This window comes from Pseudomonas sp. BF-B-26 (assembly GCF_019956495.1).
Taxonomy (GTDB): domain Bacteria; phylum Pseudomonadota; class Gammaproteobacteria; order Pseudomonadales; family Pseudomonadaceae; genus Aquipseudomonas.
The window spans coordinates 12050-36599 of the sequence record NZ_JAHBDP010000055.1; the positions used below are offsets into that span (position 1 = coordinate 12050).

Annotated in this window: 19 protein-coding genes and 1 pseudogene; 6 read left to right on the plus strand and 14 right to left on the minus strand. The window is 60.0% G+C overall.

The window, feature by feature from the left end; translation table 11 throughout:
* The first annotated feature begins 11 nt into the window (after nt 1-11).
* The 3 genes and pseudogenes from creB (at nt 12) to creD (ending at nt 3770) form a co-directional block, all read left to right on the plus strand.
* Nucleotides 12-692, plus strand: a complete 681-nt coding sequence (gene creB, locus KGB03_RS05330) for a two-component system response regulator CreB (protein WP_223526520.1) — start codon at nt 12-14, stop codon at nt 690-692.
* Nucleotides 692-2113 (plus strand): two-component system sensor histidine kinase CreC, encoded by a 1422-nt coding sequence (gene creC / locus KGB03_RS05335; RefSeq protein WP_218538415.1) that lies wholly within the window; start codon nt 692-694, stop codon nt 2111-2113. The genes creB and creC overlap by 1 nt, the downstream gene beginning before the upstream one ends.
* A 286-nt stretch (nt 2114-2399) precedes the next feature.
* Nucleotides 2400-3770 (plus strand): annotated as a pseudogene (creD, locus tag KGB03_RS05340) (cell envelope integrity protein CreD).
* 210 nt (nt 3771-3980) lie between these two features.
* Here the strand turns inward: creD and KGB03_RS05345 are convergent.
* From KGB03_RS05345 to KGB03_RS05380, 8 genes are all read right to left on the minus strand, one after another.
* Entirely contained in the window at nt 3981-4610 is a 630-nt protein-coding gene (locus tag KGB03_RS05345; RefSeq protein WP_223526521.1) for a glutathione S-transferase, read from the minus strand.
* Nucleotides 4611-4767: 157 nt separating this feature from the next.
* A complete protein-coding gene (locus KGB03_RS05350) occupies nt 4768-4947 on the minus strand; it encodes a hypothetical protein (RefSeq protein ID WP_223526522.1) in 180 nt (59 codons plus the stop codon).
* Nucleotides 4944-6074, minus strand: a complete 1131-nt coding sequence (locus tag KGB03_RS05355; protein WP_223526523.1) for a PepSY-associated TM helix domain-containing protein — start codon at nt 6072-6074, stop codon at nt 4944-4946. The genes KGB03_RS05350 and KGB03_RS05355 overlap by 4 nt, the downstream gene beginning before the upstream one ends.
* Before the next feature lie 72 nt (nt 6075-6146).
* Complete coding sequence (locus tag KGB03_RS05360) at nt 6147-8576, minus strand: TonB-dependent siderophore receptor (RefSeq protein WP_223526524.1); 2430 nt, start codon at nt 8574-8576, stop codon at nt 6147-6149.
* A 254-nt stretch (nt 8577-8830) separates the two neighbouring features.
* On the minus strand, nt 8831-9805 hold the full coding sequence (locus tag KGB03_RS05365; protein WP_223526525.1) for a FecR domain-containing protein: 975 nt from the start codon (nt 9803-9805) through the stop codon (nt 8831-8833).
* The gene (locus KGB03_RS05370) at nt 9802-10320 is read right to left on the minus strand and encodes an RNA polymerase sigma factor (protein ID WP_223526526.1); all 519 of its coding nucleotides are present in this window, start codon (nt 10318-10320) and stop codon (nt 9802-9804) included. Before KGB03_RS05370 ends, KGB03_RS05365 begins: the two co-directional genes overlap by 4 nt.
* 239 nt (nt 10321-10559) lie before the next feature.
* Nucleotides 10560-11267: a PolC-type DNA polymerase III gene (locus KGB03_RS05375; RefSeq protein WP_218538422.1), complete on the minus strand. Its 708-nt coding sequence runs from the start codon at nt 11265-11267 to the stop codon at nt 10560-10562.
* A complete protein-coding gene (locus KGB03_RS05380; RefSeq protein WP_223526527.1) occupies nt 11264-13204 on the minus strand; it encodes a putative nucleotidyltransferase substrate binding domain-containing protein in 1941 nt (646 codons plus the stop codon). Before KGB03_RS05380 ends, KGB03_RS05375 begins: the two co-directional genes overlap by 4 nt.
* Before the next feature lie 253 nt (nt 13205-13457).
* On the opposite strand from KGB03_RS05380, the gene KGB03_RS05385 reads away from it, so the two are divergent.
* Nucleotides 13458-13904 (plus strand): response regulator, encoded by a 447-nt coding sequence (locus KGB03_RS05385; protein ID WP_111448558.1) that lies wholly within the window; start codon nt 13458-13460, stop codon nt 13902-13904.
* Between the two features lie 71 nt (nt 13905-13975).
* On the opposite strand, the gene KGB03_RS05390 is transcribed toward KGB03_RS05385, so the two are convergent.
* Nucleotides 13976-16153, minus strand: coding sequence for a malate synthase G (locus KGB03_RS05390; protein WP_223526528.1), 2178 nt, complete (start codon nt 16151-16153; stop codon nt 13976-13978).
* Nucleotides 16154-16687: 534 nt separating this feature from the next.
* Between KGB03_RS05390 and KGB03_RS05395 the strand changes: the two genes are divergently transcribed.
* Complete coding sequence (locus tag KGB03_RS05395; RefSeq protein ID WP_007947710.1) at nt 16688-17206, plus strand: glycine cleavage system protein R; 519 nt, start codon at nt 16688-16690, stop codon at nt 17204-17206.
* 215 nt (nt 17207-17421) lie between these two features.
* Here the strand turns inward: KGB03_RS05395 and rarD are convergent, their stop codons facing one another.
* The 5 genes from rarD to KGB03_RS05420 all read right to left on the minus strand — a co-directional run bounded on the left by rarD (nt 17422) and on the right by KGB03_RS05420 (nt 23303).
* On the minus strand, nt 17422-18309 hold the full coding sequence (gene rarD, locus KGB03_RS05400) for an EamA family transporter RarD (RefSeq protein WP_218538425.1): 888 nt from the start codon (nt 18307-18309) through the stop codon (nt 17422-17424).
* 181 nt (nt 18310-18490) lie between these two features.
* Nucleotides 18491-19465 carry a serine/threonine protein kinase gene (locus tag KGB03_RS05405; RefSeq protein WP_111448561.1) on the minus strand — a complete coding sequence of 325 codons (975 nt, stop codon included), beginning with the start codon at nt 19463-19465 and terminating at the stop codon, nt 18491-18493.
* Between the two features lie 191 nt (nt 19466-19656).
* A complete protein-coding gene (locus KGB03_RS05410; protein WP_223526529.1) occupies nt 19657-21558 on the minus strand; it encodes a PhoX family protein in 1902 nt (633 codons plus the stop codon).
* A gap of 58 nt (nt 21559-21616) precedes the next feature.
* The gene (locus KGB03_RS05415) at nt 21617-22381 is read right to left on the minus strand and encodes a TOBE domain-containing protein (RefSeq protein ID WP_223526530.1); all 765 of its coding nucleotides are present in this window, start codon (nt 22379-22381) and stop codon (nt 21617-21619) included.
* Nucleotides 22382-22562: 181 nt separating this feature from the next.
* Nucleotides 22563-23303, minus strand: a complete 741-nt coding sequence (locus tag KGB03_RS05420) for a ComF family protein (protein WP_223526531.1) — start codon at nt 23301-23303, stop codon at nt 22563-22565.
* Between the two features lie 93 nt (nt 23304-23396).
* Between KGB03_RS05420 and bioB the strand changes: the two genes are divergently transcribed.
* Nucleotides 23397-24452 carry a biotin synthase BioB gene (bioB, locus tag KGB03_RS05425; protein ID WP_008147151.1) on the plus strand — a complete coding sequence of 352 codons (1056 nt, stop codon included), beginning with the start codon at nt 23397-23399 and terminating at the stop codon, nt 24450-24452.
* Nucleotides 24453-24550 lie beyond the last annotated feature (98 nt).

The window sequence follows — 24550 nt, forward strand, 5'->3', positions numbered from 1 at the left end:
GCTCGGACGCCATGCCTCATATCCTGATTGTCGAAGACGAAGCGGCGATTGCCGACACCCTGATTTTCGCCTTGCAGGGCGAGGGCTTCACCACCACCTGGCTGAGCCTTGGCGCCGCTGCGCTTGAGCATCAGCGCCAGATTCCGGCCGACCTGATCATTCTCGACATTGGTCTGCCGGACATCAGCGGCTTCGAGACCTGCAAGCAATTGCGGCGTTTCAGCGAAGTGCCGGTGATCTTCCTCAGCGCCCGGGATGCCGAAATCGATCGCGTCGTGGGCCTGGAAATCGGTGCCGACGATTACGTGGTCAAGCCGTTCAGCCCAAGAGAAGTGGCGGCGCGAGTCCGTGCGATTCTCAAACGCATGGCGCCGCGAGCGACCGCCGAAGTGGCATCGACGCTGTTTCGCATCGACAGCGAACGGGTGCAGATCAGCTATCGCGGTCAGCTTCTATCCTTGACCCGCCATGAATTCCGTCTGCTGCAATGCCTGCTGGAGCAACCCGAACGCGTCTTCAGCCGCGAGCAATTGCTCGATGCGCTGGGCGTCGCTGCAGATGCCGGGTACGAGCGCAGCATCGACAGCCACATCAAGAGCGTGCGCGCCAAACTGCGCCAGGTGAGGGCCGATGCGGAGCCGATCCAGACCCATCGCGGCCTCGGCTACAGCTACAGCCCGGGGCGTAGCTGATGCCTCTGGGGATCCGGATTTTTCTGGTCTACGTGCTGTTTATCGGCCTGACCGGTTATTTCGTGCTGAACACCGTGATGGAAGAAATCCGTCCCGGCGTGCGCCAGTCCACCGAAGAAACGCTGGTCGACACCGCCAACCTGATGGCCGAGATTTTGCGCGATGACTTCAAGGCCGGCACCTTGAACCAGAACCGCTGGCCCGAACTGCTCAAGGCTTATGGCGAACGGCAGCCGAAGGCGAGCATCTGGGGCTTGCCGAAGAATCAGGTCAACCACCGCATCTACGTCACCGATGCCAAGGGCGTTGTGGTGCTGGACTCCAGCGGAGTGGCAGTGGGGCAGGATTACTCGCGCTGGAACGACGTTTTACTGACCCTGCGCGGCGAGTACGGCGCTCGTTCCAGCCGCAGCGATCCGGACGATCCGAACTCCTCAGTGATGCACGTCGGTGCCCCGATTCGCGACAACGGCCAGATCATCGGTGTGGTCACCGTCGCCAAACCCAACAGCTCGTTGCAGCCATACGTTGATCGCACCGAACGGCGATTGCTTGCCTGGGGGGCCGGGCTGATCGGCCTCGGTCTGCTGTTTGGCGCGCTGTTGTCGTGGTGGTTGAGCGCGGCGCTGCGGCGGCTGACTGCTTACGCTCAGGCCGTCAGTGAAGGCCGGCGGGTCGAGGTTCCGCACTACCGTGGCGGCGAACTGGAACAACTGGCGACAGCGGTGGAGCAGATGCGCACGCAGCTCGAAGGCAAAGCCTACGTCGAACGTTACGTGCACACCTTGACCCACGAACTGAAAAGCCCGCTGGCGGCGATTCGTGGTGCGGCGGAATTGCTGCAAAGCGAGATGCCGCTGGCCCAGCAACAGCGTTTTGTCAGCAACATCGACAGCGAAAGCGCGCGGATGCAGCAGTTGATCGAGCGTCTGTTGAACCTGGCCCTGGTCGAACAACGCCAAGGGCTGGAGGAACGGGTGGCGGTGCCGCTGGCGAAGTTGGTAGATGAGTTGCTGAGCGCTCAGGCGGCGCGCATTGAAGGCAAGCAATTGCGCGTGGAACAAACCATTGCAGCGGATCTGATGCTGACCGGTGAACCGTTCCTGTTGCGTCAGGCGCTGGGTAATTTGCTGGAGAATGCGTTGGATTTCACGCCTGCAACGGGCGTGTTGCGATTCAGTGCCGCAAAGGCCGGCGAGCAAATCGAGTTCAAACTTTTTAACCAGGCTGAGGCGATTCCCGGCTATGCGTTACAGCGGTTGAGCGAACGATTCTATTCGCTACCGCGGCCGGACAGCGGGCGCAAGAGTACGGGGTTGGGGCTCAACTTCGTTGAAGAGGTGGTTAAGTTGCATGGTGGCGCGGTGAGCATCGGTAATGTCGATGGTGGTGTTCAAGTCATATTGCGTATGCCTGCTTAGATCCACCCCTCACCCCAGCCCTCTCCCCCCGGGGGAGAGGGGGAAAGGGAGCAGATCTTCAAGCTTTTCAAAACCTGAGTTCGACTCTATTTCCCCGGTCGCAAAATTTCTCAAGAACACCTCGGTCAGTCCCCTCTACCCCCTGGGGCGGTCCGACGTTTCGGGAGGGTTAGGGTGAGGGGTGGTTTTCCTTGCCGAAAACACTCTCCACAAAGTCTCCACATTCCCCCCACAAATCCCTCACACATCGATCCCAAACTCTCCCCATCCAAACAGGGAGAGTCCCATGAACCGCAGCCTGACCCTAAAGCTCGGGGCCATTGCCCTTCTGATTCTGTTGTTGCTGATCCCACTCCTGATGATTAACGGCGTGATCCAGGACCGCCAGCAACTGCGCGACGGCGTGCTCGAAGACATCGCCCGCAGTTCCAGCTACAGCCAGCAACTGAGCGGTCCGATCATGGTGGTGCCGTATCGCAAAGTGGTGCGGATCTGGAAGACCAATGAGAAAACCAACAAGCGCTACCAGGAAACCGGCGAAGAACGCGGCCAACTGTATTTTCTGCCGGAACGTTTCGAGCTCGACGGCAAGGTGCAGACCGAGTTGCGCTCGCGGGGGATTTACGAGGCGCGGCTGTACCACGCCGACAACCACATCAGCGGCCTGTTTTCGATTCCCGCGCAGCTGGGCATCTAGGAAGATTTCGCCGACTATCAGTTTGATCAAGCATTTCTGACGATAGGCATCAGCGATATCCGCGGGATCGAAAATGCCCTGAAACTGGACCTCAATGGTCAGAGTCTGGACTTTGAACCGGGCACGCAGCTGGGCTGGCTAGGCGAGGGGGCACACGTCAAGTTGCCCGCGCTGGACAGGCACAAAGGCGCGGAACTGGCGTTCGCCTTTGACCTGCGCCTGCAGGGCACCGGCCAGTTGCAGATCACTCCGGTCGGCAAAACCAGCAAGGTGCAACTGGCGGCCAACTGGCCTCACCCGAGCTTTATTGGCAACTACTTGCCGGCTCAGCGTGACGTCACCGGGACAGGTTTTACCGCGAATTGGCAGACTTCGTTCTTTTCCACCAACCTGGAAGAAGCCTTGACCAACTGCCTGACCAGCGACCGTTGTGACGAGTTCAAGAGCCGCAACTTCGGGGTGAGTTTCATCGATCCGGTGGATCAGTACCTCAAGAGTGATCGGGCGATCAAATACGCGCTGCTGTTCATTGCCCTGACCTTCGCCGGATTCTTCCTGTTCGAAGTGCTCAAAAGCATGGCCGTGCATCCCATCCAGTACGCGCTGGTGGGGGTGGCGCTAGCGTTTTTCTACCTGCTGTTGCTGTCGCTGTCCGAACACATCGGCTTTGCTCTGGCATACCTGTTGTCGGCGGGCAGCTGTGTGTTGTTGATCGGGTTTTATGTCTGCCATGTGCTGCGCAGCGTGCGTCACGGCTTGAGTTTTTCGGCAGGGCTGGCGGCGTTGTATGGCTTGCTCTATGGCTTGCTGAGTGCCGAGGATTACGCGTTGCTGATGGGTTCGCTGCTGTTGTTCGGGTTGTTGGGCGTGTTCATGGTGCTGACCCGCAAGCTGGATTGGTATGGGATCGGGCAGAAGCCGGCCAAGCCGTTGGTGTTTGATATTGGAGCGGTGGAATGAGCCGGTCGTTGGGGTTGCGCGAGGATCAGCGTGAGGGCGAGGTGTTGGCGACGCTGATATTCGGGTTGTTTCCAGTGGATCCGCTGTGGTGCCATCGCGAGCAGGCTCGCTCCCACAAGGGATCTCCAGTGAACACAAAATTCGTGCACACAACCGATCAACTGTGGGAGCGAGCCTGCTCGCGAAGAGGCCCGGACAGCGAGCGAAGTTCTAAACCTTCGGCATAGTCGCCAGCATCGAAGCCCGCTGACTCACCTCAAAGTACCAGTTCGCCAGCTTCGGATTTACCGTACGCCATTCCAGATCCGGATGGCGCAAATCCAGGTAGCCCAACGCACAGGCAACACTGATCGCCGCCACATCGAAATGGCTGGTCAGCTCGGCAATCGTGTCCGCTTCCAGCAGTGCCAGGGCGCGACGAATCTTCTCGCGCTGGCCATCGAGCCACTCATCCCAGTGTTTTTCCGGGGCACGCAGGGCGACTTCATAACGAATCAGCACCGCAGCGTCCATGATCCCGTCGGCCAGGGAGGCCAGGGTCAGGCGCCGCCAGCGGGCTGAGCCGTCACGCGGGATCAGCGGATTGCCGACGTGCTGGTGGTCGAGGTAATCGAGGATCACCCGGCTGTCATGAATGACGTTGCCATCGGCCAGGCGCAGGGCCGGGATTTTACCCAGCGGGTTGTCTTCGTTGAGCATCAGGTCCGGGCTGACCGGTGTGAGCACGCAGTCTTGCAGCGTCACGCGGTCCTGTTGACCGGTTTCGTGCAGCAGCACCATGACTTTGCGAACGAAGGGCGATAAAGGGTTGTGGAACAGGGTCATGCTGGCGGCGGACATGGCAGCGTCTCGGTATGGGGCGGTGCTGGGCAGCATAGCGCGTGGATCACGCAACTTGTAGGAGCAAAGCTTGCTCGCGATGGGATCACCGCGGTCTGACCGAATGAACGAGTCGATGCCATCGCGAGCAAGCTTTGCTCCTACAGGTTTTGTGTTGTTAGCGAGGCAGCAGCAGGCCGCGCAGGGCAAGGGCGGCGGGAATGCCCAGGCCAAGCCAACTCAATGCGTCCCACACGCCATCCCCCAGTAACGCGGCGAACAACCCCGCCGCGCTGAACAGGGCGATAACCGTTGGGGTGGAGAACACCTTCCAGAAATTCGACTGCCGCGGCCTCATGCTGGACTCTCCGCGTTCTCGAACACCGGTTTCGCAGCCTTGCGCCGCACCACCCAAAGATAAACCCCGCTACCGAGGACGATGATGGTCAGCCCATCCAGTGTGGCCCAGAGGATCTTCATCGGCATGCCGCCGTAATCACCGAAGTGCAACGGCTGGGACATGCCCATGGCGTCCATGTACCACGGGCGTTCGGCCACGGCGGTGACTTGCAGGGTGTTGGCGTCGATCAGCACCGGTGTCAGCAGGTGCGAGGTCAGGTGAGTGCTGCCTTTCATGAACACCGCGTAATGGTGTTCGCTGGAGAATCGTGTGCCGGGGAAGGCGATGAAGTCCGGCTGCATGCCCGGTGCGACTTCCTTGGCGATGTCGAGCAAGCGGGTCGCGGGCGCCAGTTGTGTCAGTGGCGGTGCGTCACGGTACGGCGCGACCATCGCGCTCAGGCTGTCGTTGCGCCACGCGGCGATCAACAGGTCGGCGCAGGCACTGATGACGCCGGTGACGCCGACCACCAAGGCCCAGGTCAAGGTCACCACGCCGATCAAATTGTGCAGATCGAGCCAGCGCAGGCGCGTGGATTTGTCCTGGCGCACGGTGGCAAATTTCAAACGGCGCATGAACGGCAGGTACAGCACCGTCCCGGAGACAATCGCCACCACGAACAGAATGCCCATGAACGCCAGCAGCAACTTGCCCGGCAGACCGGCGAACATGTCCACGTGCAGGCGCAACATGATCATCATGAAGCCGCCGTTGGCCGACGGCATCCCCAGCGCTTCACCGGTGCGGGCGTCGAGCATGAAGGTGTGAGACGAGTTCGGCTCGGTGCCGGCGGTGGCCGCCATGATCGTGATCGCGGCGTTGGGCTGGTCTTCGTCGAAGCCGAAATACTGCATGACTTCGCCAGGGCGATGTTTTTCAGCGGCCTGCACCAATTGCTGCAAATTCAGCTGCGGGGTGTCCGCCGGCATCGTCTTCAATTCAGCGGCATCGCCCAGCAAGTGGTCGATCTCGTGGTGAAAGATCAATGGCAGGCCGGTCAGTGCGAGCATCAGCAGGAACACGGTGCAGATCAGGCTGGTCCAGGTGTGGACGAAGGACCAGCGGCGAATTGTTTTGCTTTTCATTTCATAGCCTTCAGAAATACCAAAGCCGCCCCTGTCGGACGGCTCGGGTCTTGGGCGTGCCGGGTCAGGCCATTACCACTTGTAAGTAGCACTGGCGACGACGCTGCGTTGGTCGCCGTAGTAGCAGTAGAAGCTGTCGCACGTGGAGATGTAGTCCTTGTCGAACAGGTTGGTGGCGTTCAGTGCCAGGGAGGCGCCTTTGAGGCTGTTGTCCAGGCGGCCCAGGTCGTAATGAACCGCGGCGTCGAACACGGTGTAGGCGTCCGCCTTGCCGAGCGAGGTATTGCCCTGGTCGCCGTAGGTGTTGCCGGTGTAGCGAGCGCCGGCGCCAATGCCGAAACCGTCCAGCATGCCGTTGTGCCAGGTGTAATCGGTCCACAGGGACGCCTGCTGGTTAGGCATCAGTTGCAGACGATTGCCTTTGAAAGTGCCGTTCTGCACTTCGGATTTGGCCAGGGTGTAAGCGGCGATGACCTTGAGGTTCTCGGTCACGTCGGAGACGGCTTCCAGTTCCAGGCCTTTGACTTTCACTTCACCGGTCTGGCTGGTGACCGAAACGTTGTCCGAGTTGGTCGTGGTGACGGAGACATTTTTCTGGGTCAGGTCATAGACCGCTGCGGTCAACAGGGTGATGCTGCCAGGCGGTTGGTACTTGATGCCCAGTTCCCACTGTTTGCCTTCAGTCGGCTTGAACGAATCGGTCGGCGATGCGGTGGCGTTGCTGGTCGGCTGGAACGACTCGGCGTACGACAGGTACGGCACGATGCCGTTGTCGAACACGTAGCTGATCGCCGCGTTGCCGCTGAAGTTCTTGTCGCGCTCGGTATGGGTGGCATCGCCTTTATTGAAGAATTTGGTGCCGGTGTGGACCCAGTCTTCACGCCCACCCAGCGTCAGACGCCATTGGTCGAGGGCCATCTGGTCCTGAACGTACAGGCCGGTCTGGTAAGTTTTCTGGTCGTAGTCATAGAACGCCGCCGAACGTGGCGGACGAACAATGGGCTGGCCATAGATCGGGTTGTTGACGTTGGTGGTCAGACCGTCACCGTAAATCGAGGTGTAGTTGGTGTTGGTGCGCTGATGATCGAGGCCGATCAGCAGGGTGTGACGGATGTCGCCGGTCGCGAAGTCGCCCTGGAAGTTGTTGTCCACGGCGAACTGGCTGATGTCCTCGTCGACACTGGTGCTCGAGCGGCCAACGTTGCCTTCGGCATCCACCTGGGTGAACGGGTAGGCGCCGGGGGTGAGGGCCTGGAAGGACAGGTCCGATTTGGTGTAACGCAGGTTCTGCTTGAACTGCCAGACATCGTTCAAACGATGTTCAAAGGCGTAGCCCAGTGCGTAGTAAGTGCGGTCGTAGAATTCCCAGTCCGGGTCGCCCAGGTTTTTATGATGGGAAATCTTGCCGAGGGGCGAATGGATCTTGGTGCCTTGCACCGGCAGAAATTGGCTGGTGATGCCGGTATCGTCGCGGGTGAATTGCGTCAGCAGGGTGAATTTGGTGTCTTCGTCAATGTTCCAGGTCAGGCTCGGCGCGATGTTGTAGCGCTTGTTGTCGACGTGGTCGATCTGCGTGCCGCTGTCGCGCACCACACCGCTCAAACCGTAGAGGAACTGGCCTTCGTCATCGATCTTGCCGCTGCTGGCGAAGTTGATCTGGCGATGATTGTCACTGCCGTATTGCACCTGGATTTCGCTGCTCGACTCGGCGCTGGGACGACGGCTGACCATGTCCAGCAAGCCGCCTGGCGGGGTCTGGCCGTAAACCGACGAGGCCGGGCCGCGTAGCAGGGCGAGGCGTTCGAGGTTCCAGGTTTCCTGTTTCGGGTTGGCGTACACGCCTTTTGGCAGTGGCAGGCCATCGAGGAATTGCGTCGGCTCGAAACCGCGCACGCGCAACCAGTCGGCACGGGTGTCGCTGCCGTAGCTGCTGGAAGTGATGCCGGGCATGTAGCGCACCGCGTCATCGAGGCTATGCACATTGCGGTCGTCCATTTGCTCGCGGGTGGCGATCGAAATCGAGCGCGGCGCTTCGACCAGCGCGGTATCGGTCTTGGTGCCGGCGGCGGTGCGGGTCGCCAGGTAACCTTGCACCGGTCCCCAGGCACTTTCGGTGTTTTCCACGCCAATGACGGCGGTTTCCGGCAGGGCCATCACGCCCTCGGGAACGGCCACCAGGCTGAAGGTGCCAGTGCTGCTCTGTTCCAGTTGCAGACCGGTGCCGCGCAAGGCTTCGCGCAGGGCGCCGGCTGCGTCGAACTGGCCTTTGACCGGCGCCGAGGTCTTGCCTGCCGCCAGTGAAGGATTCAATGACAGCGCCAGACCCGCCTGGCTGGCGATCTGGTTCAGGGTGCTGGCCAATGGCGCGGCCGGCAGGTTGTAGGCGCGAACGCTGGACGCCTGTTCAGCGGCCATCAGCTGACTGCTGGCCAGAGGGGCACAAAGGGCAATGGCAATCGCCAGCAAACTGGGGCGCAACACGGTGTCTAGCGAACGGGACATACAGCGGCTCCTGAATGGAAATATTTCTCAATTGCCTAGGTGCCGGATGAGAGTTCAAAAGTGATAGGGCTGATTGAAAATAATTTCGATTCAGGAAATACGTCGTTTTGATGTGGCGAGGCTGATGGCCTCTTCGCGAGCAAGCCCGCTCCCACATTTGACCGTATTCCCCTGGAGGAACCCGGTCGAATGTGGGAGCGGCGGTGCGACGATTCGACTTGCTCGCGAAGGCGGTCTATCAGGCGCAGCACCTTTTAGGGCTTGGCCTCAGTTTTTGCCGCCACCGTCACCCACCACGGCGTGTGCTGTTCGATCTGCACCGGCAGGGTCGGCAGCAGGGCGCTCAGGGCCAGATCGGTGTCGTGCAGCGGGAAGCTGCCGGTGATTCGCAGGTCGGCGATTTCTGGCGCAACGCCAAGATACCCGCGTCGATAACGACCGAGTTCATGCACCAGGTCTTCCAGCCGTGTGTTGTCCACCACCAGCATGCCGCGGGTCCAGGCATCGGCGCCGAGGGTGAGCGCGACGATCGGCCCGAGGCCATTGCTGCGCATCAGGACTTGCTGGCCTTCACGCAGAATCTGCTCTTCAGCGCTCGCCCCGGGATTGGCGGCCACCGCCGATTTCAGCACGCTCAGGCGCGTACCTTCTTCTTCACGCTTGACCAGGAACCTTGTTCCCAGTGCACGCATGCTGCCTTCGCGGGTTTCGACGATAAATGGCCGGGCGTCGCCATGACCGGTTTCGACGAGGATTTCCCCTTCCTGGAGGATGATCAGCCGTTGTTTTTCATCGAAACGCACATCCACGGCACTGTGGGTGTTGAGGTTGATCAGTGTGCCGTCAGTCAGGCGCAGGGTGCGTTGCTCGCCGGTGGCGGTGCGCTGGTCGGCCAGCCAATAGTCGATCGGCAGATAACGATCGCCGGCGAACAACGCCAACCCGATCACCGCGACGATGCTGGCCACGCCGCTGCCGAGTTTGCGCACGCGCCGGCGAATGCTTTCGCGCGATTGCAGTAACGCGGTGCGGGCCGGGCCGCTGGCAACGCTGAAGCGCTGGTCGAGCATGCCCAGTTGACGCCAGGCCCGCGCATGCTCTTCGTGGGCCGCGTGCCATTTGGCGAACTCTTCGCGCTCCACCGGGTTGCCGGAATCCAGGGACAATTGCCAGGCAATCGCGGCATCCAGCACCTGCGCCGAGACGGGTTTGGAACTGACCGGGCTCATACCGGCTCACCGTACAACGCGATGTAGCACTGACGAATGCCTTGGGCCAGATACTGACGCACCCGGGGCACTGACACGCCCAGGCGCTGGGCGATTTCGGCGTGGCCGAGGCCGTCGAGACGGTTATACAGAAACGCTGCCCGTGCCTTGCTTGAGAGCTTGCCGAGCAGGCGGTCGATGGCTTTGAGGTCTTCGAGGATCAGCTGCTGTTCCTCCACCGACGGTTGTAAACCTATGGGGATCAGCATCAGTTCGGTGAGGTAGGCCTGTTCCAGCGCGGCGCGGCGGAAATAGTCGAACAGCAGACCCTTGGCAATCGCCACCAGAAACGCGCGCGGTTCACGCGGCTCCTTCAGTTCTTCACGACCCAGCAAACGCACGAAAGTGTCCTGACTCAGGTCTTCGGCCCTTTGCGGACACGCCACATTGCGTCGAAGCCAAGCCAATAGCCAACCGCGATGGTCGCGATACAACGCACCAACGAGCTCACTTTGAGGGCTTTGGACTGACGACACGCAGCATCACCGATTGGGAAGTGTTAACTAACGAGAATTGTTCGCGATTGTGGCAGAGGCGGGGGTGGTAAGCAATTGGCCACTGGTCAGGTGGACCGCGTCATCGTTCATCGCGGCGGTGCGGCGATCCGACAAGCCACGCTCCCACAGGTCTTATGTCGTTCACGAAATTGGCGAACGACACAAAACCATGTGGGAGCGGGCTTGCTCGCGAAGGCGCCAGAACAGGCGCCAGAGATTTAGAAGGAAGGCGCTCGCTGTCTGCGCTTCCACTGACTCAACCGCTGCTGCAGATTCAACGGGCTATGAATCTGCAACTGCCGCGCCCGGCTGAACAGAATCAACGCCAGCTCAGCGGTGGCCAACGCATCGGCACTGGCATTGTGGCGCTCGAACACTTCCAGTTTGAACCAGTCGATCCACTGATCCAGCCCGGCATCGCGAATGTGCGCCTGAGGGCAAAGCAGCGGCGCGATGTCTGCCACATCCAGAAACGGATGCTGCAACTTGTAGCCCAGATGATCTTTCAGCGCGCGCCCGAGCATGTGCTGATCGAACGGCGCATGAAATGCCAGCACCGGGCTGTCGCCGACGAACTCCATGAACTCGACCAGGGCCTGAGCCGGATCGCTGCCCGCGGCAATCGCACTCGGCCCCAGGCCATGGATCAACACGCTGGGCGCCAACTTCATGTCGGCGCATTGCAACGTGCGTTCGAACTGCTGGCTGAAGTCGATCGCGCCGTCCTCGATCACCACCGCGCCGATGGACAACACCCGATCCCTGTTCAGGTTCAGCCCGGTGGTTTCCAGGTCGAGCACCACCCAGCGCTGTTCGCGCAGGCTGCATTCGCCCAGCTCTGCCGCCGAAGGCAAGCGTTGCAGACGTTGTTGAAGTTCGCCGGGAAGGCTCGGACCTGCCGGGCGCAGCCATGAAAACAGGCTCATAGCTGATACCGCAGGGCCAGGCTGCTTTGCAGGCGTTGTGCCTGGCGCAGGGATTCACGCAGGATCCGTCGATCCAGATGATTGAGGCTGTCCGGATCGACCCGGTTGGAGTAGGGCAAGTTCTCCCGGGTCTGTAGCTGATGTTGCTGCATGCGGGTTTGCTGAATGAAGTGATAGGCCTCTTCGTACGCCGCACCGTCCAGCCGTTCGATGACTTCTTTGTCCACCAGTTGGCGAAAGCGCTCCAACGTGTTGTTCGCCTCGACCCCATGGGCCAAGGCGAGCAGTCGGGCACCGTCGACAAACGGCGTCAGCCCCTGGATTTTCAAGTCCAGAGTGGCTTTCTCGCCATTCTTGCGAGCCAGTACGAACTCACGGAAACGTCCTACGGGCGGACGGTTGCGCAGGGCGTTCTCGGCCATCATCCGTTGGAACAGTCGGTTGTCATTCACCTGATCGAGAATGCCCTGACGCAGCTGCTCGCAGCCTTTCTCGTCACCCCAGACCACCCGCAAGTCGAAATAAATGCTCGAACCCAACAGGTTCTCCGGCGTGGCCTCGCGGATAAACGCGGCAAAACGTCGTGACCATTCGGCCCGGGACAGACACAGCTCGGGGTTGCCGGCCATGATGTTGCCTTTGCACAGGGTGAAACCGCAAAGCGCCAGGCTTTGGTTGATCTGCTGGGCGATGGGCAGCAATTTGCCGCGAATCTCGGCGGCGTGGGCCGCATCCCGGGCTTCGAACAGAATGCCGTTGTCCTGATCGGTGTGCAGCGTCTGTTCGCGACGGCCTTCGCTACCGAAGCACAGCCAACTGAACGCAATGCCGGGGTCGCCTTTCTCGGCGAGGGTCAGTTCGATCACCCGGCACACTGTGTGGTCGTTGAGCAGGGTGATGATGTGCGTGATCTGGGTTGAAGAGGCACCGTGGGCCAGCATGCGCTCCACCAGTTGGCCAATCTCGCCGCGCATCGCGACCAGGTTTTCCACCTTCTGGGCGCTACGGATAGTCCGCGCCAGATGCACTAGATCGACCCGTTGCAGGGAAAACAGATCACGTTCCGAGACCACGCCACACAGGCGATGATCCTTCACCAGACAGACGTGGGCGATGTGCCGCTCGGTCATGGCAATCGCCGCATCGAAGGCGCTGTGGTCCGGCGACAGGAAAAACGGCGCCTGGGTCATGTGGCGCTCGATGGCTTCGTTGAAATCGTTAGTGCCGTCGGCCACCACATGGCGCAGGTCGCGCAGGGTGAAAATCCCCAGCGGCGCTTTATGTTCGTCGACCACCACAATGCTGCCGACCTGCTGCTCATGCATCAGGGTCACGGCTTCACGCAGTGGCGTGGTCGGGTTGCAGGTGACCGGATGGCGCATGGCCAATTCACCCAGGCGGGTATTGAGCGAGTACTGCGTGCCGAGAGTTTCCACGGCTTTTTGCTGGACTTGCTGGTTGACCTGATCCAGCAGGCTGCTCACGCCGCGTAGGGCAAAGTCGCGAAACGCGTTGGAAAGTGCGAACAGTTTGATGAACGCCAGCTTGTTCAGCTGTAGGCAAAAAGTGTCTTCGGAGGCCAGATGTTCGGTACGCGTCGCGCGCTCACCCAGCAGCGCGGCGAGGGGGAAACACTCGCCGGTGGTGATTTCGAAGGTGGTTTCGGTGCCGCCCTTGGCCGTATGGGGGCGTTCACCCACGACCCGGCCTTGCTTGACGATGTAGAAATGCTCGACCGGGCCGTCGGCGGGCTTGAGGATGCTCTCGCCGGGTGCATAAAAACGCAGCTGACACTGCTCGACCAGGTACGCCAGGTGGGCGTGTTCCATCTGATTGAAGGGCGGGAAGCGCTGAAGGAATTGCAAAGTGCCCTGGATGTTTTGCAACACCGCGGTTTTCCCTGCCTGTGTGAAGGCGTCCGCTTTACTCATAACCATTACCGCAGTCTTTTTTGAATTGTTGTTGTCGGATGACTGAGCCATGGTCGGCCCCTGCGCGCGGGGTGCCCATTGGACGTAAGTCTAGGTAGGCAGTGAGGCTGTCGATATTTGGGAAATGTCTGACGCAACTGTGGGAAAAACCTCCTACATTGGCTATAGGAAACTTTTCCGACGAAGTGCACATTGAAGGTCTGCTTAGCGATGTCTGACCGATGTGCTAGGGAATAGAAATGAAAACGTAGAGTAAGCCATGTCCGACCACGATATTTTGAGTGACGCTGAGCGCAAGGCGCTGAGTGACGTCATGCTGGAACCCGACCTGCCGCCGCAGCGGGTGCTGATCGTCGATGACGATAAAGATGCGCGCGAGTTGCTGTCGGAGATTCTGGCCCTGGACGGAGTGCGCTGCGTGACCGCCGCCAGTGGCGAAAGCGCACTCAAAATGTTGGAGACGACGCCATCGATTGGCCTGGTGATTACCGACCTGCGGATGGGAAATGTCGATGGTCTGGACCTGATTCGTCAGGTTCGTGAGTCGGTTCGGGCGGCAATGCCGATCATCATCGTTTCCGGTGACGCCGACGTGGAAGACGCGATCGCCGCGATGCATTTAAGCGTGGTCGACTTCCTGCTCAAGCCTGTCGATACCGGCAAGCTGTTGGCGCTGGTCAAGCATGAGTTGGGAATGGATGTGTAGTAACCGATTTGAAACAAAAAAAGCCCTGATCTCTCGATCAGGGCATTTTTTTGTCCGGCGTCAGCGCTCAGTTACAGGCCATTGGCAGCCTTGAACTCGCGACGGCGACGGTGCAGGACCGGCTCGGTGTAGCCGTTCGGCTGCTTCGTGCCTTCGACCACCAGTTCGACCGCCGCCTGGAAGGCGATGTTGCTGTCGAAGTTCGGTGCCAGCGGACGATACAGCGGGTCATTGGCGTTCTGACGGTCAACCACTGGCGCCATGCGCTTGAGGCTTTCCATGACCTGATCTTCGGTGACGATGCCGTGACGCAGCCAGTTGGCGATGTGCTGGCTGGAAATGCGCAGCGTCGCACGGTCTTCCATCAGGCCGACGTCATTGATGTCCGGCACTTTCGAACAGCCCACGCCCTGGTCGATCCAGCGCACCACATAACCGAGAATGCCCTGGGCGTTGTTGTCCAGTTCGTTCTTGATCTGCTCTGCAGTCCAGTCTGGATTGACAGCCAGCGGGATGGTCAGGATGTCATCGACCGAAGCGCGCGCACGTTTGGCCAACTCGGCCTGACGGGCGAACACATCGACCTTATGGTAGTGCAACGCATGCAGCGCGGCAGCGGTCGGCGATGGAACCCACGCAGTGTTGGCACCCGCCAGCGGGTGAGCGATTTTCTGTTCGAGCATCGCCGCCATCAGGTCGGGCATCGCCCACATGCCTTTACCGATCTGCGCGCGACCTTGCAGGCCGGTACTCAAACCGATATCGACGTTCCAGTTCTCGTAGGCGCCGATCCACTTCTCAGCCTTCATGTCCGCCTTGCGCACCATCGGGCCGGCTTCCATGGAGGTGTGGATTTCATCGCCGGTACGGTCGAGGAAACCGGTGTTGATGAACACTACACGCTCGCTGGCAGCCTTGATGCAGGCCTTGAGGTTGACCGTGGTACGGCGCTCCTCGTCCATGATCCCGACTTTCAGCGTATTACGTGGCAAACCGAGTACTTCTTCGATGCGACCGAACAGCTCGTTGGTGAACGCTGCTTCTTCCGGGCCGTGCATCTTCGGTTTCACGATGTAGACCGAGCCGGTGCGGCTGTTCTTGCGCGAGTTGTTGCCGTTGAGGCTGTGGATGGCCGCGAGGCTGGTGACCAGGCCGTCGAGGATGCCTTCCGGCACTTCGTTGCCGTCTTTATCGAGGATCGCGTCGATGGTCATCAGGTGACCGACGTTGCGCACGAACAGCAGCGAACGACCATGCAGGCTCAGTTCTTTACCATCGACACCGGTGTAAGTGCGGTCGGCGTTCATGGTGCGGGTAAAAGTCTGACCGCCCTTGGAGACTTGTTCCGACAGATCGCCCTTCATCAGGCCGAGCCAGTTGCGGTAGATCACCACTTTGTCATCGGCATCGACGGCGGCGACGGAGTCTTCGCAGTCCATGATGGTGGTCAGTGCGGCTTCCATCAGGATGTCTTTGAGGCCGGCAGCATCGGTCTGGCCGACCGGGGTGCTGGCATCGATCTGGATTTCGAAGTGCAGGCCGTTGTTTTTCAGCAGGATCGCGGTTGGAGCCGCTGTATCGCCGTGGAAACCGATCAGTTGCGCATCATCGCGCAGACCGGTGTTGCTGCCGCCTTTAAGGGCGACCATCAGTTTGCCGTCAACAATCTTGTAGCCGGTGGAATCGACGTGAGTGCCGGCAGCCAATGGCGCCGCTTCGTCGAGGAAGGCGCGGGCGAAGGCGATGACCTTGTCGCCGCGAACCTTGTTGTAGCCTTTGCCTTTTTCCGCGCCGTCAGCTTCGCTGATGGCATCGGTGCCGTAGAGCGCGTCATACAGCGAACCCCAACGGGCGTTCGAGGCATTGAGCGCGAAACGGGCGTTCATCACCGGAACCACAAGCTGTGGACCGGCCATGCGGGCGATTTCGTCATCGACGTTTTGCGTCGTTGCCTGGAAATCAGCCGCTTCTGGCAGCAGATAACCGATGTCTTGCAAGAAGGCTTTATAGGCCACGGCGTCGTGTGGTTGACCGGCACGGGATTGGTGCCAGCCATCGATACGAGCCTGGAAATCATCGCGTTTGGCGAGTAGGGCTTTGTTCTTCGGCGCCAGGTCATGAATGACCTTGTCGGCACCGGCCCAGAACTTATCGGCGGTGAGGCCGGTACCGGGAATGGCTTCGTTGTTCACGAAGTCGAACAGGACTTTGGCGACCTGCAGGCCACCGACTTGAACGTGTTCAGTCATTGCTTGCCTCACTCTGCTCAGCTATTTCGCTTTTCAGCTCTTCAATTTAACAATGAAGCCTCTGGCATTTAAACCACAAACCTGTTGACCAGTACATGCCATTGCGGGCGGCTGGGTTTTGACCAATCAACGGCGTTGAGGCCTTGCTGACGGGGCTTTCAGGGTTGTGGCTGCACCTGCGGCAGACATCGATCCAGCGTTATGTAGTGCGCGCTGCGGCATACTACATGATGAATTGCGCTTGTGAAAATTAGACTAATTACGTCGTTCTGCGACGCCATGACGCATTGCGGTCACGTCGGGGAACAGGATGTTCTCAAAAAACCATTGGATTGTTCCAGTTAAATATAAAAACTTGTACACGATTTGTTTTTCCAACTAGATCGGCGGTGCCCCATTCGCGAGCAGGCTCGCTCCCAAAAAGGCCTGCGCGAATCCTATGGGAGCGAGCCTGCTCGCGAAGGCGTCAGCCGATTCAGCGCAGCAACCACCTTTGCCTATACTTCTTTTTCTATAACAAAAGAGGGCTGCGCCATGGACCACCTCGTACTCACTGTTTTCGCTCCGGACAAGCCTGGGCAGGTCGAGCGCATTGCCCAATGCATCGCCGAGCACGGCGGTAACTGGCTGGAGAGTCGCATGTCGCGCATGGCCGGGCAGTTCGCCGGGATTCTTCGCGTGGGCGTGCCGGCCGAGGCCTACGATGAATTGGTCGATGCCCTACAGGCGTTGTCCGCCCATGGCATTCGTGTGCTGATTGCCGAAAGCGGCATCGAGCAATCCTGCACCTGGAAACCGATAGCCATGGAGTTGGTGGGCAATGACCGCCCGGGGATCGTACGCGACATCACGCGTCTGCTGAGTGAACAGGGGGTGAACCTGGAGCGTCTGGTGACTGAAGTACGTCCGGCGCCGATGAGCAGCGAGCCTTTATTCCACGCTGAAGCGATTCTCGCAGTGCCGTTGACGCTGTCCCTGGACGTGCTGCAATCGCGCCTGGAAACCCTGGCGGATGATTTGATGGTCGAATTGGTGCTGCGCAGTGAACCCTGAACAGGTTATCCAAGTTATACGTGCACCTGCCTGTGGATAACCTGTAGAGACCGTTCTCCAGGCCACGTCGTCCGGGACTCTTCAGGAGCTGATCAAAAAACCAGCAGTTTCAGGGACTTGCACACAAACGCCGGGGATCACGCTGTGGATAACCTTGGGAAGGATCGATGCAGGCCACGGTAGCCGTGGCTTGCAGAGGTTTGTGCGTTTTTTGATCAGCGGCGACGTCGCAGACTTATCCACGCGTCAATGCTGTAAACCGCCAGGCCCGCCCAGATAAAGATGAACGCTACCAGTGTGCTCGACGACAATTTTTCGCCAAACAACAGAACGGCCTGCAACAGCACCAGGGTCGGTGCCAGGTATTGGAGGAATCCCAACGTCGTGTAGGGCAAATGCCGTGCAGCGGCGTTGAAACACACCAGCGGCACCAGCGTCACCGGACCGGCGGCCACCAGCCACCAGGCTTCGGACGTGGTCCAGAATTCAGGCTGAGCGCTGGTGGCCGTCTGATTGAATAGCAGCCAGGCAATCGCAATCGGCACCAGCATCCAGGTTTCCACCACCAGACCCGGTAACGCCTTGACCGGTGCCTGTTTGCGGATCAGTCCGTAGAAACCGAAGGTCAGCGCCAGCACCAACGACACCCAAGGCAGACTGCCGACTTGCCAGACCTGTTGCGCGACCCCGACCGCCGCCAGGCCAACCGCCAGCCATTGCATGCGTCGCAGCCGTTCGCCGAGGATCAGCATGCCCAACAGCACGTTCACCAACGGGTTGATGTAGTAACCGAGACTGGCTTCGAGCATGCGCCCGTTGTTCACCGACCAGACGTAGGTCAGCCAGTTGGCCGCGATCAGCGTGCCGCTCAGGGCCAGGATCGCCAGGCGTTTCGGGTTGTCACGCAACTCGCGCCACCAGCCCGGATGTTTCCACACCATCAGCAGCAAGGTGCCGAACAGCGCGGACCAGAGCACTCGGTGGATGATGATCTCCACGGCGGGCACGCTGGCGATGGCTTTGAAGTAGAGCGGGAAAAGTCCCCAGATGATGTAGGCACTCAGGCCTAGAATGTACCCGCGACGCGGGTTGGCGGCTTGCATGCAGAATCCTTGCTTAGGCAGCTAACAAAGAGGGGATTGTAAGGCGGTTGTATAGACGTGTCGTGTCGCTTTTTTTTTGTAGGAGCATGGCTTGCCCGCGATTGGATCGATGCGGTCTGTCTGGCGGACCGCGTTATCGTTCATCGCGGGCAAGCCTTGCTCCTACAAGGAGACGCGGTGTTTAAAAGAGTTTTAGGGGCTCTTCATTGAGCGCAGCCAGTTGTTCGCGCAAGGCCAACACCTGGTCGCCCCAATACCGTTCACTGCCGAACCACGGAAAACTGTGCGGGAATGCCGGGTCGTCCCAGCGGCGGGCGAGCCAGGCGCTGTAGTGCATCAGGCGCAAGGCGCGCAGCGGTTCGATCAACGCCAGTTCCCGCGGATCGAAGTCGTGGAACTCACTGTAGCCGTCCATCAATTCCGACAACTGACCGAGACATTCCTGACGATCACCCGCCAGCATCATCCAGATGTCCTGCACCGCAGGGCCCATGCGGCAGTCGTCGAGGTCGACGATGTGGAACATCTCGTCGCGGCACATCATGTTGCCGGGGTGGCAATCGCCGTGCATGCGGATGTTCTTGTGCGGCGTGGCCTTGTAGACCTCTTCCACCCGCTTGAGCAGGTCACGGGCCACGGACTCGTAGGCGGGCAGCAGACTTTTGGGTACGAAATTGCCTTCGAGTAATGTCGTCAGCGAGTCATGACCGAAGTTCTTCACACCCAGCGCTTCGCGGTGTTCGAACGGTTTGGTAGAGCCGACGGCGTGCAGGCGACCGAGCAGTTGCCCCAGGCGATACAGCTGATCGAGATTGCCCGGCTCTGGCGCGCGGCCACCACGGCGGGGGAACAGGGTGAAGCGGAAACCGTTGTGTTCGTGCAGGCTGGCACCGTTGTGAATCATCGGCGCGACCACCGGTACGTCGCATTCGGCAAGTTCGAAAGTGAATTGGTGCTCTTCGAGAATCGCTTCGTTGGTCCAGCGCTGCGGACGGTAGAACTTGGCGATCAGCGGTTCGGAGTCTTCGATACCGACCTGATAGACACGGTTCTCGTAGCTGTTGAGCGCCAGAATGCGCGCGTCGCTGAGAAAGCCGATGCTTTCGACGGCATCGAGCACGAGGTCTGGGGTGAGGGTTGCAAACGGGTGGGCCATGCTGACTCCTGCGCGCAGCAGGCTGCCGCGTCCGGCCAAGCATGGTAGCGCAGACGGGGTGTCTTTAGGGGTTGGGCTTGAGATGAGTGTTGTCTGGGTTGACGCCTTCGCGAGCAAGCCCGCTCCCACAGGAGATTTGCGGTGTGCCACAGATCCAATGTGGGAGCGGGCTTGCTCGCGAAGAGGCCCGATCAGGCGCCGACGATGCCACCGTCCTCACGAGAAATCGCCATCACCGAAGACCGCGGTTTGCCATTCGGCAGATGCTCAGGGAACGTCGACCCGCCGTTTTCCCCCGGATGCTGAATCCCGACAAACAAGGTCTTCTGATCCGGCGAAAAGCTGATCCCCGTCACCTCGCAGCCCACTGGCCCGACCATGAAGCGGCGAATTTCCCCGGTGACTGGATCAGCGCAGAGCATCTGGTTATTGCCCATGCCCGCGAAGTCGCCTGCGTTGCTCGAATCGCCATCCGTCAGAATCCACAACCGCCCAGCCTTGTCGAAACCCAAGCCGTCCGGGCTGTTGAACATGTTCTGCGGTGTGATGTTCGATGAACCGCCCTTCGGCGTGCCGGCGTGGACGCCCGGGTTGCCGGCGACCACAAACAGATCCCAGGCAAAGCTTTTCGAGCCGTGATCGTCACGGTCAGTGCGCCAGCGCAGAATCTGCCCGTAGACGTTCTTCTCGCGCGGGTTCGGCCCGCCCACCGGTTGCCCGTCCTCGCCACGCTTGGCGTTGTTGGTCAGCGTGCAATAGACCTGGCCATCCTTGGGGCTGACGACGATCCATTCCGGGCGGTCCATGCGCGTAGCTTTCACCACGCTGGCCGCGAGTCGGGCGTGAATCAACACTTCGGCCTGATCGGCGAAACCGCTGCTGGCGTCGATGCCGTTTTTGCCGTGGGTCAGTTCGATCCACTCGCCCTGGCCTTTCGGGTGATCGGCATTGCCGTCGCCCGCATCGAAGCGCGCCACGTACAAGGTGCCGTGGTCCAGCAGGTCGCGGTTGGCCTTGGGGTTTTTGTGGTTGATCCTGTCGCGGCTGACAAATTTGTAGATGAACTCGCCGCGTTCATCGTCGCCCATGTACACCACGGCGTGACCGTCACTGGTTTCGGCCAGTGCGGCGTTTTCATGTTTGAAGCGGCCCAGCGCGGTGCGTTTGACGGGCGTCGATTTCGGGTCGAACGGGTCGATTTCCACGACCCAACCGTGACGGTTGAGTTCGTTCGGATTCTTCGCCAGGTCGAAACGCTCGTCGTGTGGGTGCCAGTTGATCTCTTTACTGGTCGCTACTGCGCCGTAGCGTTTTTGCGCGGCGTCGAACTTTTGTTCGGCATTGCTGCTGCCGAAGCAGTCAGTGAAGTTCTCTTCGCAGGTCAGATACGTGCCCCACGGCGTCTTGCCGTTGGCGCAGTTCTGGAAGGTGCCGAGGACGTTCTTGCCGTGTGGGTCTGCACTGGTTTTCAGCAGTTCGTGGCCGGCGGCCGGACCGCTCAGACTGATCGGCGCGTTGCCGTGAATCCGCCGGTTGTAGCGCGAGCCCTGGACGAAATGCCATTGGCCGTTCTTGCGCTGCACTTCGATCACCGACACGCCTTCGCAGGCCAGTGCCTTGCGCACGTCAGCAGCCGATTGCGGCATGCCGCCGTGGGCGTAGAGGTAGCGATAGTTGGTGTATTCGTTGTTGATCGCCATCAGCGCCCGGTTGTTGTCACCGGGAAATTCAAACAGGCTCATGCCGTCGTTGTTGTCGCCGAACTGGACTTCCTGATGTTCGGCCGTGCCGTTGCCGCTCGGGTCGAACGCCGGGCCGTTCTTCTGCAGGGGTTGGCCCCAACTGATCAATACCGAAGATTTGTAACCTGGGGGCAGGGTGATGGCGTCGCTGGTGGCGGCGGGAATACTGTCAAAACCCAACAGTTTGCTGGAGCCGGCGCTGACGCTGGCGGCCAGTACGCTGCGGCTCAGCAGGCTGCCGCCCAGGAACATGGCTGCACCGCAAAGGGCGCCGGCGCTGATGAAACCTCGACGGCTGAGGCCGACCATGTTCTCGAGGTCGGTGGATTGGTTGTCTTCTAATAGGCTCACATCAGGCTCCCTGCGGGTTTTTGCAGTCACCTTAATGAGCGTTAATGACACTTGTGTTTCAAAGCGGTGTACCGAGCAAAACGTTGGAGGGCGCGAACTGCACCCGCACCGGTTTATTGGCGGCCAGACCGAGGGTTCTCAAGTGCAGCGGTTCGGCCAGCGCGCAGAGTGTCTGGCCATTGGGCAGGCCGATGCGCACTTCGCTGGGGCCGTCCTCGGCGTCGAGAATTTTTTCGATGATGCCCTTCAGGCAATTATTGCCAGGTGTTGCCACTTGATCGATGCCCAGCAACTCCAGCCAACCGGCCTTGATCAGCGCGACCACTACGGTGCCGGTTTCCAGTTCCAGACGCGTGGTGCTGTCGTGAGTGATCTGCGCATCAATGCTCAAACCTTCGGCCAATTCAAGACGAATACGGTCGTTGTGCCCTTGGGTATCAATCGCCACGACCTTGCCATGTAGTTGATTGCGCGCGCTGGTTCTGAGCATCAGTCGGCCGAGCAGGTCGAGATCGCTGGCCTCTTCGGCGGCTTCCAGCACCTGAGCCTGCAAGGCTTGCAGCTTTTGATACAGGCGCAATACGCGCTCGCCTTCGCTGGAGAGTTTGGCGCCACCGCCGCCCTTGCCGCCGACACTGCGCTCCACCAACGGCTTTTGCGCGAGGTTGTTCAGCTCATCGATGGCGTCCCAGGCCGCTTTGTAACTCAGCCCCGCGCTTTTCGCGGCGCGGGTGATCGAGCCTTGTTCGGCAATGTGTTGCAGCAACGCGATGCGCTGCGGACGACGGACAATGTGCTGCGACAACAACGTAGGCAAGGACATGGCAAGACGCTTTGGGCTGTGACGATGGGAAGGACGTTGGCTGCTGGGAGCCCGGGAGTCAAGTCAGGTCATATTCTTGTAGGAGTGAGCCTGCTCGCGATGGGGTCATCAATTTCACCATAGATGTGACGGATAGACCGTCATCGCGAGCAGGCTCGCTCCCACCCTGAATGCCACTAAATCAGGGGGTATCGCCAGGTTTGGGTGTGCGGGCCAGGCAGTAGACATCGACCCGAGCGGCGCCGGCGTCCATCAACAGACGAGCCAGGGCTTGCGCCGTGGCGCCGGTGGTCAACACATCGTCCACCAATGCTAAATGACGACCCTTGATGCATGCATCGGGCGTCAGGGCGAAGGCGTTGCGCAGGTTCTTTTTGCGGGCCTCGGCATTCAGGTCCTGTTGGGCGCTGGTGTCCTGAGTTCTCAGCAACAGCGTTTCATCGCACGGAATGTCGAGGCTGGTGCTGAGCCAGCGAGCGAGCATCGCGGCCTGGTTGAAACCCCGTTGGCGCAGTCGTTTGGAGGCCAGCGGAACCGGGATGAGCGCATCGGGTCGATTCAGGTCTTCATCAAAGCGATGTTGCAGGAACTGAGTGAGAAGTTCGGCGAGCAGGCGACCAAACGGCCACTTCGCCGCGTGTTTGAAGCGTGTGATCAGCGTGTCCACCGGAAAGCTGTAAGTCCAGGGCGTGGCGACCCGCTCAAAGGCAGGCGGTTGTTTCAGGCATTGGCCGCAGGTCAGGTCAGCGGTGGGCAACGGCAGGGCGCAGGTTTGGCATTGATCGCCCAGCCAAGGCAGCTCCGTTTCACAGGCCATGCAGATGGGGGTGCATTCATCGGCGGGTTCTGAACAGAGCAAACAGGATTGATCGTTTTTTAACCAGATGTAAACCGGTCCTTCGTATCGTGGTTGACAGCGCATGAGTCTTCCTTAAATATGCCGAACATCCGTGTCGCGTCTGTGGGTATTCCATTCCCCCAGCCGCTTGCCAAGCATAAAACAAAGGAAACGCCCATGAGCGCCAGCACCACTGCAACCCTGCGTCATGACTGGTCTTTGGCCGAAGTCAAAGCACTCTTCGTTCAGCCATTCAACGACCTGTTGTTCCAGGCGCAGACGGTGCACCGCGCGCATTTCGACGCCAATCGGGTCCAGGTGTCGACGCTGCTGTCGATCAAAACCGGTGCCTGCCCGGAAGATTGCAAATATTGTCCGCAGTCCGGTCACTACAACACCGGTCTGGAAAAAGAAAAGCTGATGGAAGTGCAGAAGGTCCTCGAAGAGGCCGCTCGCGCCAAGGCCATCGGTTCGACCCGTTTCTGCATGGGCGCGGCGTGGAAACATCCGTCGGCCAAAGACATGCCCTACGTGCTGGAAATGGTCAAAGGCGTGAAAGCCATGGGCCTGGAAACCTGCATGACCCTCGGTCGCCTTGATCAGGACCAGACCGTCGCTCTGGCTGACGCCGGCCTCGACTACTACAACCACAACCTCGATACCTCGCCTGAGTTCTACGGCAGCATTATCACCACCCGCACTTACAGCGAGCGCCTGCAAACCCTGGCCTACGTGCGTGAGTCCGGGATGAAGATCTGCTCCGGCGGCATCCTCGGCATGGGCGAGTCGCTTGATGACCGCGCCAATCTGCTGATCCAACTGGCCAACCTGCCGGAACACCCGGAATCGGTGCCGATCAACATGTTGGTGAAAGTCGCCGGTACGCCGCTGGAAAATGCTGACGATATCGACCCGTTCGACTTCATCCGCATGCTGGCTGTCGCACGTATCCTGATGCCGCAATCCCACGTGCGCCTGTCCGCCGGCCGCGAAGCGATGAACGAGCAGATGCAGGCCCTGGCGTTCTTCGCCGGCGCGAATTCGATTTTCTACGGCGAAAAACTGCTGACCACCGCCAACCCGCAGGCCGACAAGGACATGCAACTGTTTTCGCGCCTGGGCATCCTGCCGGAAGCGCGTGAAGAGCACGCTGACGAAGTCCATCAGGCCGCGATCGAACAAGCGCTGGTTGAGCAGAAGAGCAGCGAGCAGTTCTATAACGCTGCCGTCTGATCCGACACAAATCGAGTGTGGGAGCGGGCTTGCTCGCGAAAGCGGCGGCACAGTCGACATCACTGTTGAATGTCAGTCCGTCTTCGCGAGCAAGCCCG